Annotated in this window: 4 protein-coding genes, 4 tRNA genes, 5 rRNA genes and 1 other annotated feature; all 13 genes read right to left on the bottom strand. The window is 44.5% G+C overall.

Going from position 1 to position 13,484, the window contains the following annotated elements:
- Nucleotides 1–49: 49 nt before the first annotated feature.
- Nucleotides 50–1,599 (bottom strand): 16S ribosomal RNA (locus A6J77_RS04250).
- A 718-nt stretch (nt 1,600–2,317) separates the two neighbouring features.
- Nucleotides 2,318–2,433, bottom strand: a 5S ribosomal RNA gene (gene rrf, locus A6J77_RS04245).
- A 28-nt stretch (nt 2,434–2,461) separates the two neighbouring features.
- Nucleotides 2,462–2,534 (bottom strand) — tRNA-Thr (locus A6J77_RS04240).
- Between the two features lie 25 nt (nt 2,535–2,559).
- Nucleotides 2,560–2,633 (bottom strand) — tRNA-Asn (locus A6J77_RS04235).
- A gap of 11 nt (nt 2,634–2,644) precedes the next feature.
- Nucleotides 2,645–2,760, bottom strand: a 5S ribosomal RNA gene (gene rrf, locus A6J77_RS04230).
- A gap of 88 nt (nt 2,761–2,848) precedes the next feature.
- Nucleotides 2,849–5,751: ribosomal RNA gene (locus tag A6J77_RS04225) — 23S ribosomal RNA — on the bottom strand.
- Nucleotides 5,752–5,935: 184 nt separating this feature from the next.
- Nucleotides 5,936–6,008 (bottom strand) — tRNA-Ala (locus A6J77_RS04220).
- A gap of 46 nt (nt 6,009–6,054) precedes the next feature.
- A tRNA-Ile gene (locus tag A6J77_RS04215) sits at nt 6,055–6,128 on the bottom strand.
- 94 nt (nt 6,129–6,222) lie between these two features.
- Nucleotides 6,223–7,772 (bottom strand): 16S ribosomal RNA (locus A6J77_RS04210).
- Together the 16S, 23S and 5S rRNA genes with 4 tRNA genes alongside form the textbook arrangement of a ribosomal RNA operon.
- A 463-nt stretch (nt 7,773–8,235) precedes the next feature.
- Complete coding sequence (gene msrA, locus A6J77_RS04205; protein ID WP_083068476.1) at nt 8,236–8,763, bottom strand: peptide-methionine (S)-S-oxide reductase MsrA; 528 nt, start codon at nt 8,761–8,763, stop codon at nt 8,236–8,238.
- 55 nt (nt 8,764–8,818) lie between these two features.
- Nucleotides 8,819–10,126, bottom strand: a complete 1,308-nt coding sequence (gene serS / locus A6J77_RS04200; RefSeq protein ID WP_083068474.1) for a serine--tRNA ligase — start codon at nt 10,124–10,126, stop codon at nt 8,819–8,821.
- Nucleotides 10,127–10,188: 62 nt separating this feature from the next.
- Nucleotides 10,189–10,431 (bottom strand) — a binding site (T-box leader).
- 396 nt (nt 10,432–10,827) lie between these two features.
- Nucleotides 10,828–12,237, bottom strand: coding sequence for a D-alanyl-D-alanine carboxypeptidase family protein (locus A6J77_RS04195; RefSeq protein WP_083068472.1), 1,410 nt, complete (start codon nt 12,235–12,237; stop codon nt 10,828–10,830).
- Complete coding sequence (locus A6J77_RS04190; RefSeq protein ID WP_083068471.1) at nt 12,238–13,389, bottom strand: sensor histidine kinase; 1,152 nt, start codon at nt 13,387–13,389, stop codon at nt 12,238–12,240.
- Nucleotides 13,390–13,484 lie beyond the last annotated feature (95 nt).

Below are 13,484 nucleotides of genomic sequence, written 5' to 3'. Positions count from 1 at the left end.
CTAAACAAAGAAGAGTTGAACCTATTGTGTATTCCGTTATATTCCTTAGAAAGGAGGTGATCCAGCCGCACCTTCCGATACGGCTACCTTGTTACGACTTCACCCCAATCATCTGTCCCACCTTCGGCGGCTGGCTCCATAAAGGTTACCTCACCGACTTCGGGTGTTACAAACTCTCGTGGTGTGACGGGCGGTGTGTACAAGACCCGGGAACGTATTCACCGTGGCGTGCTGATCCACGATTACTAGCGATTCCGGCTTCATGCAGGCGAGTTGCAGCCTGCAATCCGAACTGAGAATGGCTTTAAGAGATTTGCTTGCCCTCGCGGGTTTGCGACTCGTTGTACCATCCATTGTAGCACGTGTGTAGCCCAAGTCATAAGGGGCATGCTGATTTGACGTCATCCCCACCTTCCTCCGGTTTGTCACCGGCAGTCTCATTAGAGTGCCCAACTAAATGCTGGCAACTAATAATAGGGGTTGCGCTCGTTGCGGGACTTAACCCAACATCTCACGACACGAGCTGACGACAACCATGCACCACCTGTCACTTTGTCCCCGAAGGGAAAGCCCTATCTCTAGGGTGGTCAAAGGATGTCAAGACTTGGTAAGGTTCTTCGCGTTGCTTCGAATTAAACCACATGCTCCACCGCTTGTGCGGGTCCCCGTCAATTCCTTTGAGTTTCAACCTTGCGGTCGTACTCCCCAGGCGGAGTGCTTAATGCGTTAACTGCGGCACTGAAGGGCGGAAACCCTCCAACACCTAGCACTCATCGTTTACGGCGTGGACTACCAGGGTATCTAATCCTGTTTGCTCCCCACGCTTTCGAGCCTCAGTGTCAGTAACAGACCAGAATGTCGCCTTCGCCACTGGTGTTCTTCCATATATCTACGCATTCCACCGCTACACATGGAGTTCCACATTCCTCTTCTGTACTCAAGTTTCCCAGTTTCCAATGACCCTCCACGGTTAAGCCGTGGGCTTTCACATCAGACTTAAGAAACCACCTGCGCTCCCTTTACGCCCAATAAATCCGGACAACGCTTGCCACCTACGTATTACCGCGGCTGCTGGCACGTAGTTAGCCGTGGCTTTCTGATAAGATACCGTCAAGACTGTAGCAGTTACTCTACAATTTGTTCTTCTCTTATAACAGAGTTTTACGACCCGAAGGCCTTCTTCACTCACGCGGCATTGCTCCGTCAGGCTTTCGCCCATTGCGGAAGATTCCCTACTGCTGCCTCCCGTAGGAGTTTGGGCCGTGTCTCAGTCCCAATGTGGCCGATCACCCTCTCAGGTCGGCTATGCATCATCGTCTTGGTAGGCCATTACCCCACCAACTAACTAATGCACCGCAAGGTCATCCATAAGTGACAGCAGAGCCGTCTTTCAATCTTCTTCCATGCGGAAGAAGATATTATGCGGTATTAGCACCCGTTTCCGAATGTTATCCCCCGCTTATAGGTAGATTCCTTACGTGTTACTCACCCGTTCGCCGCTAACGTCAGAAGTGCAAGCACTTCATCTGTTCGCTCGACTTGCATGTATTAGGCATGCCGCCAGCGTTCGTCCTGAGCCAGGATCAAACTCTCATGAAAGATTTTCATGAGCTTGATTGCTCATTAAAGTTTGCTGACTTATTTATAGTAGTTCTCACTACTTTTAATTGTTGGAATCAAATGATTCCATACACAATTTTTGGTTTGTCTTCTTTGTTCAGTTTTCAAAGGTCTATCTCGTTGCTTTGTTAGCAACTCATATATCATATCATCGTCATTCGATGTTTGTCAACAAAAAGTTTTAAAAAGTTTTTTGCTATTTTATACAAACGATGTCGTGTTGACGACTTGAATATCATATCACCTGGCTTGAGGTCTTGTCAACAAAAATTTAAAATTTCTTTTATATCTCATTGTCGCCCTCAACAAGCAACCTGTTTATAATACCCCCTATTGGAATCCTTGTCAACGATATTCCAATATATTTTTCAATTTTTTTGCAAGCGTTTTTTGAAAGTTTGATTTGACGGTATTTCTACTGGTGTGAATTTGGTCGATACCTTGCTTTTTTAGTTATATTCCTCGCCACGCTTAAGTACCATCCCATATAACAAGTTTATTATTTACTGTAGATTTTTATATTCTTTTCCGATCCAATCAATTATTCTTGCAGAATTTCCGTCGGAAAATATCTTATTATTCACAATTGCTATTGAATAATATTTGCATCCTTCGGATCCCAACACGCGTAGAGCAATCAAAATTTAAAAAAGACCACAAAAAAACCAGCTGCCGAAGCTACTGGTTTTTTTATCTTGCATGGCAACGTCCTAGTCTCACAGGGGGCAACCCCCAACTACATTCGGCGCTAAGAAGCTTAACTTCTGTGTTCGAGATGGGAACAGGTGTGTCCTTCTTGCCATCATTACCACACGATTATTTTATACAAATATACAAATAAAGCTACCAACGGGATTTGAACCCGTGACCTCCGCCTTACCAAGGCGACGCTCTACCAGCTGAGCTATGGCAGCAGGTTGGTATATAGGTACAAAAAAACTCCGCAAGTAGGACTCGAACCTACGACATCTTGATTAACAGTCAAGCGCTACTACCAACTGAGCTATTGCGGAATAAAAATATTGCATGGCGACGTCCTAGTCTCACAGGGGGCAACCCCCAACTACATTCGGCGCTAAGAAGCTTAACTTCTGTGTTCGAGATGGGAACAGGTGTGACCTTCTTGCCATCGTCACCACACAATATTTAATGTGTTTATGAGCATTTTGTTCGCTCAAAACTGAATCTGTAAGTCGTCTACCATTCCATCATACAATCTTATTATCCATTGGATAAGTCCTCGACCGATTAGTACTAGTCCGCTCCATACATCGCTGCACTTCCACTTCTAGCCTATCTACCTGATCGTCTCTCAGGGGTCTTACTATCTTAAAGATATGGGAAATCTCATCTTGAGGAGGGCTTCACGCTTAGATGCTTTCAGCGTTTATCCCATCCACACATAGCTACCCAGCGATGCTCTTGGCAGAACAACTGGTACACCAGCGGTGTGTCCATCCCGGTCCTCTCGTACTAAGGACAGCTCCTCTCAAATTTCCAACGCCCGCGACGGATAGGGACCGAACTGTCTCACGACGTTCTGAACCCAGCTCGCGTACCGCTTTAATGGGCGAACAGCCCAACCCTTGGGACCGACTTCAGCCCCAGGATGCGATGAGCCGACATCGAGGTGCCAAACCTCCCCGTCGATGTGAACTCTTGGGGGAGATAAGCCTGTTATCCCCAGGGTAGCTTTTATCCGTTGAGCGATGGCCCTTCCATGCGGAACCACCGGATCACTAAGCCCGACTTTCGTCCCTGCTCGACTTGTAGGTCTCGCAGTCAAGCTCCCTTCTGCCTTTACACTCTGCGAATGATTTCCAACCATTCTGAGGGAACCTTTGGGCGCCTCCGTTACATTTTAGGAGGCGACCGCCCCAGTCAAACTGCCCGACTGACACTGTCTCCCGACCGGATTACGGTCGCGGGTTAGAGTGGCCATGTCACAAGGGTAGTATCCCACCAGCGCCTCCACCGAAACTAGCGTTCCGGCTTCAATGGCTCCTACCTATCCTGTACATGTCACACAGACACTCAATATCAACCTGCAGTAAAGCTCCATGGGGTCTTTCCGTCCTGTCGCGGGTAACCAGCATCTTCACTGGTACTACAATTTCACCGAGTCTCTCGTTGAGACAGTGCCCAAATCGTTACGCCTTTCGTGCGGGTCAGAACTTACCTGACAAGGAATTTCGCTACCTTAGGACCGTTATAGTTACGGCCGCCGTTTACTGGGGCTTCAATTCGTACCTTCGCTAATGCTAAGCACTCCTCTTAACCTTCCAGCACCGGGCAGGCGTCAGCCCCTATACGTCATCTTTCGATTTTGCAGAGACCTGTGTTTTTGATAAACAGTCGCTTGGGCCTATTCACTGCGGCTGACCAATGGTCAGCACCCCTTCTCCCGAAGTTACGGGGTTATTTTGCCGAGTTCCTTAACGAGAGTTCGCTCGCTCACCTTAGGATGCTCTCCTCGACTACCTGTGTCGGTTTGCGGTACGGGTTGTTTGTATCTAACTAGAAACTTTTCTTGGCAGTGTGACGTCAGCAGCTTCGGTACTATATTTCCCTCCTCATCACAGCTTGTCTTTAACACGAAGCATTTCACTCTGTGTCAGACTCACTGCTTGAACACGAATCCAATAACGTGCTCTGCTTAGCCTCCTGCGTCCTTCCTTTGGTCAAACAATACAAACAAGTACAGGAATCTCAACCTGTTGTCCATCGCCTACACCTTTCGGTCTCGGCTTAGGTCCCGACTAACCCTGGGAGGACGAGCCTTCCCCAGGAAACCTTAGTCATACGGTGGACGGGATTCTCACCCGTCTTTCGCTACTCATACCGGCATTCTCACTTCTAAGCGCTCCACAAGTCCTCTCGATCTTGCTTCTCTGCCCTTAGAACGCTCTCCTACCATATCCATGCGGATATCCACAGCTTCGGTGTTCAGTTTAGCCCCGGTACATTTTCGGCGCAGGGTCACTCGACTAGTGAGCTATTACGCACTCTTTAAATGATGGCTGCTTCTAAGCCAACATCCTAGTTGTCTAAGCAACCCCACATCCTTTTCCACTTAACTGAAACTTTGGGACCTTAGCTGGTGGTCTGGGCTGTTTCCCTTTCAACTACGGATCTTATCACTCGCAGTTTGACTCCCGGATTAAAATATTTGGCATTCGGAGTTTATCAGATTTCGGTAATCCTAGATGGACCCCTAGATCAAACAGTGCTCTACCTCCAATATTCATCATCCGAGGCTAGCCCTAAAGCTATTTCGGAGAGAACCAGCTATCTCCAAGTTCGATTGGAATTTCTCCGCTACCCACACGTCATCCCCGCCTTTTTCAACAGACGTGGGTTCGGGCCTCCAGTGCGTTTTACCGCACCTTCACCCTGCACATGGGTAGGTCACTTGGTTTCGGGTATACGACTACATACTCGACGCCCTATTCAGACTCGCTTTCGCTATGGCTCCGTTTCTTCAACTTAACCTTGCATGCAATCGTAACTCGCCGGTCCGTTCTACAAAAAGTACGCCATCACCCATTAACGGGCTCTGACTGCTTGTAAGCGCACGGTTTCAGGTACTATTTCACTCCCCTCTCGGGGTGCTTTTCACCTTTCCCTCACGGTACTGGTTCACTATCGGTCACTAGGGAGTATTTAGCCTTGGGAGATGGTCCTCCCGGATTCCGACGGAATTACACGTGTTCCGCCGTACTCAGGATACAGACTAGCGTTATTGATCTTTCGTCTACGGGATTGTCACCCTCTGTGATTGGCCTTCCCATGCCATTCGACTAAATCTTTAACTACATATCGTCTGTCCTACAACCCCAAAGAGCAAGCTCTTTGGTTTGGGCTCTTTCCGTTTCGCTCGCCGCTACTCAGGAAATCGAATTTTCTTTCTCTTCCTACAGGTAATGAGATGTTTCAGTTCCCTGCGTCTTCCTCTCAAACTACTATGTATTCGTAGTTGAGTAATTGCCTATCAAAGCAATTGGGTTTCCCCATTCGGAAATCTCCGGATCAAAGCTTACTTACAGCTCCCCGAAGCATATCGGTGTTAGTCCCGTCCTTCATCGGCTCCTAGTGCCAAGGCATCCACCGTGCGCCCTTATTCACTTAACCATTGGTTAAGTTGTATGATTCGCGAAAAGTAATTTGCTTACTTTTATTGGTTTTTTACTCTTGGTAAAATTGGAATTTCTTATATTAATTATCTCCTGGTAGAAAATAATTAAATAAGAGGTTTATTACTTACAGTATTCAGTTTTCAAAGAACAAAATGGCAACCTCATTTTAATGGTTGCTATGGAGAATAGCGGGATCGAACCGCTGACCTCCTGCGTGCAAAGCAGGCGCTCTCCCAGCTGAGCTAATCCCCCATGGCTGGATATATTTATATATGTATTACTTATTCCATTTCTGGAATGGGCCTGAATGGACTCGAACCATCGACCTCCCGCTTATCAGGCGGACGCTCTAACCAGCTGAGCTACAGGCCCGATTGGCTTCCATCACTATAAAAATATAGTATAGACCTCTCAAAACTAAACAAAGAAGAGTTGAACCTATTGTGTATTCCGTTATATTCCTTAGAAAGGAGGTGATCCAGCCGCACCTTCCGATACGGCTACCTTGTTACGACTTCACCCCAATCATCTGTCCCACCTTCGGCGGCTGGCTCCATAAAGGTTACCTCACCGACTTCGGGTGTTACAAACTCTCGTGGTGTGACGGGCGGTGTGTACAAGACCCGGGAACGTATTCACCGTGGCGTGCTGATCCACGATTACTAGCGATTCCGGCTTCATGCAGGCGAGTTGCAGCCTGCAATCCGAACTGAGAATGGCTTTAAGAGATTTGCTTGCCCTCGCGGGTTTGCGACTCGTTGTACCATCCATTGTAGCACGTGTGTAGCCCAAGTCATAAGGGGCATGCTGATTTGACGTCATCCCCACCTTCCTCCGGTTTGTCACCGGCAGTCTCATTAGAGTGCCCAACTAAATGCTGGCAACTAATAATAGGGGTTGCGCTCGTTGCGGGACTTAACCCAACATCTCACGACACGAGCTGACGACAACCATGCACCACCTGTCACTTTGTCCCCGAAGGGAAAGCCCTATCTCTAGGGTGGTCAAAGGATGTCAAGACTTGGTAAGGTTCTTCGCGTTGCTTCGAATTAAACCACATGCTCCACCGCTTGTGCGGGTCCCCGTCAATTCCTTTGAGTTTCAACCTTGCGGTCGTACTCCCCAGGCGGAGTGCTTAATGCGTTAACTGCGGCACTGAAGGGCGGAAACCCTCCAACACCTAGCACTCATCGTTTACGGCGTGGACTACCAGGGTATCTAATCCTGTTTGCTCCCCACGCTTTCGAGCCTCAGTGTCAGTAACAGACCAGAATGTCGCCTTCGCCACTGGTGTTCTTCCATATATCTACGCATTCCACCGCTACACATGGAGTTCCACATTCCTCTTCTGTACTCAAGTTTCCCAGTTTCCAATGACCCTCCACGGTTAAGCCGTGGGCTTTCACATCAGACTTAAGAAACCACCTGCGCTCCCTTTACGCCCAATAAATCCGGACAACGCTTGCCACCTACGTATTACCGCGGCTGCTGGCACGTAGTTAGCCGTGGCTTTCTGATAAGATACCGTCAAGACTGTAGCAGTTACTCTACAATTTGTTCTTCTCTTATAACAGAGTTTTACGACCCGAAGGCCTTCTTCACTCACGCGGCATTGCTCCGTCAGGCTTTCGCCCATTGCGGAAGATTCCCTACTGCTGCCTCCCGTAGGAGTTTGGGCCGTGTCTCAGTCCCAATGTGGCCGATCACCCTCTCAGGTCGGCTATGCATCATCGTCTTGGTAGGCCATTACCCCACCAACTAACTAATGCACCGCAAGGTCATCCATAAGTGACAGCAGAGCCGTCTTTCAATCTTCTTCCATGCGGAAGAAGATATTATGCGGTATTAGCACCCGTTTCCGAATGTTATCCCCCGCTTATAGGTAGATTCCTTACGTGTTACTCACCCGTTCGCCGCTAACGTCAGAAGTGCAAGCACTTCATCTGTTCGCTCGACTTGCATGTATTAGGCATGCCGCCAGCGTTCGTCCTGAGCCAGGATCAAACTCTCATGAAAGATTTTCATGAGCTTGATTGCTCATTAAAGTTTGCTGACTTATTTATAGTAGTTCTCACTACTTTTGATTGTTGGAATCAAATGATTCCATACACAATTTTTGGTTTGTCTTCTTTGTTCAGTTTTCAAAGGTCTATTTCGTCGCCTTTGTGACAACTATTTAATAGTATCACGAGTTTGACTGGAAGTCAACAACTTTTTAAAAGTTATTTAAAATGTTGTTTTCTCGGTTGTTGTTACGCTGTAACGCAACTATTAGATATTACCATGTTCTGTTGGTTGAAGTCAATATTTTTTTCAAAATATTTTTTCGCTGTTTCAACAGAAATAATAATAACGTCTGAAAAATATACTACCACCTTTCCAGGTTCTTGTAAACCTCTTTTTCGTATTTCTTCAAAAAATAAAAGACCCTAGATAACATACCTAGGATCCCCTTATTTCGATTAGTAGGAATCAGCGATTAAGCTTCTTCCCAACTATCTTTGATGAATGTTTTACGACCAGATAATTCACTATAACGTTTATAGTGGGCTGGATTCTTTTTGTAGAATTGTTGATGGTAATCTTCTGCTGGCCAGAAAGTTGATGCTTTTGTGATTTGTGTTAGAACTGGTTTGTTAAAACGACCACTCGCATCTAAAGCTGCTTTAGATGCCGCTGCTGTTTCTGCCTGTTCTTCGCTGTTCACAAAGATTTCAGGTCGGTAAGAGTCTCCACGGTCAACGAATTGCCCCATTGCATCTGTTGGGTCTGTTTGTTGCCAATAAATATCTAACAATTCTGAATAGCTTATTTTTTCATTATCAAATTCAATCTCAACTGCTTCTGTATGACCGGTTGTGCCCGAGCAAACTTCTTCATATGTAGGATTTTCTTTGTGGCCGCCAGTGTATCCTGATGTAACTTTTTCAATACCATCCATTTCTTCGAATGGTTGAACCATACACCAAAAACATCCGCCGGCAAATACTGCTGTTTCTTTAGACATCCTAATTGCCCCTTTCGTTAAATTTAAAAAATTAATCCCCCTCTATTGTATTACATTATTTTAATTTTGAAACGCCAGAAGCATTTTCTTTTGTAATTTCTTTAATACCACCCATGTAAGGTACTAACGCTTCAGGGATTGTTACTGAACCATCTGCGTTTTGATAGTTTTCTAAAATAGCTGTTACTGTACGCCCAACTGCTAAGCCAGAACCATTTAATGTATGCACATATTCAGGTTTACCGTTTGCGTTACGGAAACGGATTAAAGCACGACGCGCTTGGAAGGCTTCAGTGTTTGAACATGAAGAAATTTCACGGTATGTTTCTTGCGCTGGTACCCATACTTCTAAGTCATAAGTTTTAGCAGCTGAGAAGCCCATGTCTCCAGTTGATAGGGTAATGACACGGTATGGTAAGTTTAATTTTTGTAGGATATTTTCGGCATTTGCAACCATTTTTTCTAATTCGTCATAAGAATCTTCTGGGCGCGCGAATTTTACCATTTCAACTTTTTGGAATTGGTGTAGACGAATCAAACCACGAGTATCACGACCAGCTGATCCTGCTTCTGAACGGAAACTTGGAGACATTGCTGTGAAGTAGATTGGTAAATTTTCACCTGGAATGATTTCATTGGCAAAGTAATTTGTTAAAGGTACTTCGGCTGTTGGAATCAATGTTAGGTGACGGTCTTCATTCGTTGTTGAGAAGACATCTTCTGTAAATTTAGGGAATTGACCAGTACCGTACATAGCGTTCTCGTTCACTAAGTAAGGAGGGATGATTTCTTCGTATCCCTCTTCTTGATGCTGGTCTAACATAAAGTTATAAACTGCACGCTCTAAACGGGCACCTAAACCGCGGTAGTAAAGGAAGCGGGCACCTGAAACTTTAGCACCACGTTCAAAGTCTAAAATACCTAATGCTTCACCAATTTCGTAGTGCGCTTTTGGTTGAAAATCGAACTCAGGGGCTTGGCTCCATCGTCGCACTTCAACGTTGTCATCTTCATCGGCACCAACTGGTACTGAATCATGTGGTAAGTTTGGTAAACGATCCATAATGTAAGTCACTTGCTCATCCAATTTAGCAAGTCTTTTGTCTAAAACAAGGATTTCTTCGCCTACTTCTTTCATGCGGGCAATTTTATCATCCGCATTTTCTTTGTTGCGGCGTAATAAGCCAATTTCATCAGAAACGGCATTACGTTCCGCTTTTAAAGTTTCTGTTTGAGAAATCACCTCACGGCGTTGGCCGTCTAAATCAATTAATTTCTCTAATTCATCTTTTGCAACCCCACGGCTAGCGTATTTTTCCGCAGTCGCATCAAAGTTGTCTCTTAATAATTTAATATCAATCATTTCGTTTTCCTCCTATATATAAATAAGTAAATAAAAAAGCTATTACGGTCTTCCAAAAAATTGGAAGGGACGAAATAGCTTGAAGCTCATATATTATTGCGCGGTGCCACCCTACTTTAAGACACAGAAATACCATGTCTTACGCTCATTAGATAACGGCTAACCCGGCTCTACTTAATTAGGATTAAATCCTCATATTCGTAGTCAGTGATTGTGTGGATTCATATCGCTTAATTACCTGCTTTCACCTACCGCAAGCTCTCTAGAAATCAGCCTATATTACTATTTACAATCGATACTTTTCTTATATTGCCTCCATTATATATTTGAAGCAATTAAAAGTCAATTGCGCCAAATTAGGTGCTCATAAATTCGTTTAGACTTGTGCAGAGCTAGAAAAAAAGCCATTTATAGATAGTTGGAACTTTCCCCTGTGCCTACCACTTCAGTTATGCAAAATTAAGCAACACTCAAATCTACGTTGCTTGGTACAACACACCCTTATAAAGTTACAAATACGCTTCTCTAGACACGTATAAAAGCCATGACAAGACATCATGACTTTAGCGAAAAAAATATGATTTTTTTCAAACAGTGTTGTTCAAGCCTGTAGAAAAAACGAAGTGTGTCCGTCTCTAGATAAATTTAACAATTATTTGAGAAATACGATGTACTTCATTTCTTGAAAATCTATATTGCTATTAACTAAAAACGCCTTGGATATCTTCCATCCAACCTTTAAACAGATCTTCCATGATGCGTGCCACTTGTACAACAATGCTGACCTTGTCGACATCTTCTGCTGGTACAATGGCATTTGACATATCCAATTGGTTAAAGAGACTTTTATCAAAGTTCACCGTCGTATTGAAAGTATTAATGGATTGGTCCACTGACAATGGCGCTGTCAGCGCTAAGTTCCCTACAGCGTCATATTGGAAGGCCGCATCATAAGTTGTAGTCGAATTATTTTCTAAATCATAATTATAAGGTAAGAATAGGGCATTCGTTTTAGCATAATTCAGATCTACGCCACTAACGACACCTTGGTAAATAGCTACGTCATCAGCAGGCAACCAAGTGGCACCTTCTTCATAAAGGGTAGTATAAGCAAGGTTTTCTTGTAGGGCAGTCAGTAATGTGCTTGTATTTACATACCGTTCATCTTCTGTTTCAGCACCTAAGGTCACAAGCATGATGTCGCGGCCATCGATTTGACTCATGATGATGATACAACGACCGGCAACAGATTCAGTTCCAGTTTTAAGACCAGATACGTCGTCACGTTCGTAGGCATTGCCTGGTAAAAACAGGTTGGTGCTCTCTAAAGTATAAGTCTCCGTATCTGATACTTGGAATTCTTTTGAAGTGACATTAGACCGTTCTAAAACATCCGGATATTCATTGACGATTTCACGGGCCACGAACAAGATATCTCGGGCCTGCATCATATTTTCTTGGTCAATTGAGTACGGTGACGCTGAACCATCAGTTGTGGTTAACCATGAACCGGCTAAACCTGAAGCGGTATATAATTCGAAGTCTTTGATGCCTAATTCGGTTAATTTGTCACTCATCATTTCAATAAAAGATTGCTCTGAGCCGGCAATATATTCTGCCAAGGCAACTACGGCTGCATTCCCTGACCCAATCACAGCAGCATCAATTAAAGCATCCACTGTATAATAATTAGTTGATTCTTCTAATGGTACATTAGATAAACCAGCCGCTACGGAAAGCGCTGAAACTGCCTCTGAGACAGGCACTTTAGTGTCAAAAGACAAATTTCCTGATGCAATTTCATCATATACAACAAACAAGGCAATTAACTTAGTCAATGAAGCAATCCCGTGTAAATCGGCCCCATTTTGGTCATATAAAATTTGGCCAGATTCACTATCAATGACCATCGCGGCATCGATATTCAACCCGTAATTTGTCGCAATTTCTTCTGAAAATTCTGCTACCGTACCACTTGTTGCCTCACTCGCTTGACTAGTGTCTACAGTCGTATTTTCAGTTGCTAACACAGCCATCGGCACTTGGGCCGAATTGAGGCCTAACAAGGCAACCAATGCTGTGGTCAAAACTTTTGTCAACTTATTCTTCACTTATATTCGCTCCATTTCTACATGATCCTCTAAATCTTCAAAGCGATTAGGAATAGTGAAAATGAACCGTGTCCCTCTATGGTCCGACTCCGCGTGAATTTCACCACGGTGCAGTTCAATAATCGATTGCGTAATCGCTAACCCCAAACCACTACCCGTCTGCGGCTCAGTTCGAGATTTATCCCCCCGATAAAATCTCTGGAATAGGTCCTTCAGTTGCCCCTTAGGAATCTTAGCGCCGTCATTTTCAACGACAAACTTGGTCTTTTCTTGGTCTTGATAGATTGAAATCCTGATATACTTACCCTTTCCACCATATTTAAAGGCATTGGTAAATAAATTGGAAAAAATACGTACAAATTTTTCTGGGTCAATATCGACTAGGATATTGTCATCCGGTTCGGCCACAATTTGAAATTCACGGCCGGCTTTATTGGCCTCTAATTCAAACTCTACCGTAATTTGTTCTACCATACGTACCACATTGATCCGGTTAATAGCCAACTTAGTATCCACTTGTTTGACCTTAGTATATTCAAACAAATCTTCAGTCATCCGTTGCATTTGAATGGCCTTATCGTAAGCAATATTGATATACTTCATAGCCTTTTCTGGGTCTTTCAACCCTTCCTGCTTCAATAAGGTCAAGTAACCAATCACGGAAGTAAGCGGCGTCCGAATGTCATGACTCATATTGGTTATCAAGTCATCCTTAGACTGTTCAATCCGCCGCTCTTCTTCCCGCGCTTTAACAGTGGAGTCGACCAAACGATTAATCGAATCTACAACCGGCTGCATCCCATTCAACTCGGAAGTAGAAATCTTATGATGGTAGTTTCCTTGCGAAATATAGTGCAGCTCTTCAAGCACATAGCCCAATTGAACCGCCCGTAGCCGCCGGTAAATCCGCCAGCCAACAAAGGAAACACTCATCACCAAGTAAACCACGGTTAGAGACAGAAAGAAATTTTGTTGAAATTGTGGGTGGACAAAAAAAGAGCCAGGATATGTCCGTAACAAGACTGAATAATTGGTTTCATAGACCGTGATCAACACGAACATTAACCCAAAATACAGTATGACCAATATCGCTAGCCACACAACCGCTTCAAAAAAAAGCTCTGTATGCATTCTACTTTTCTTTTTTTGCAAGAGCGCACCTTCTAACTATTACTGTCATTGAACTATTAACTACCTAACCGACTAACTGGCTACTATAAAAATGTAAAAAAGACTAGGGGCGTTGA

Source organism: Aerococcus viridans (assembly GCF_002083135.2).
Classification (GTDB): domain Bacteria; phylum Bacillota; class Bacilli; order Lactobacillales; family Aerococcaceae; genus Aerococcus; species Aerococcus viridans_C.
This window is presented reverse-complemented; position numbering and strand designations above follow the sequence as displayed.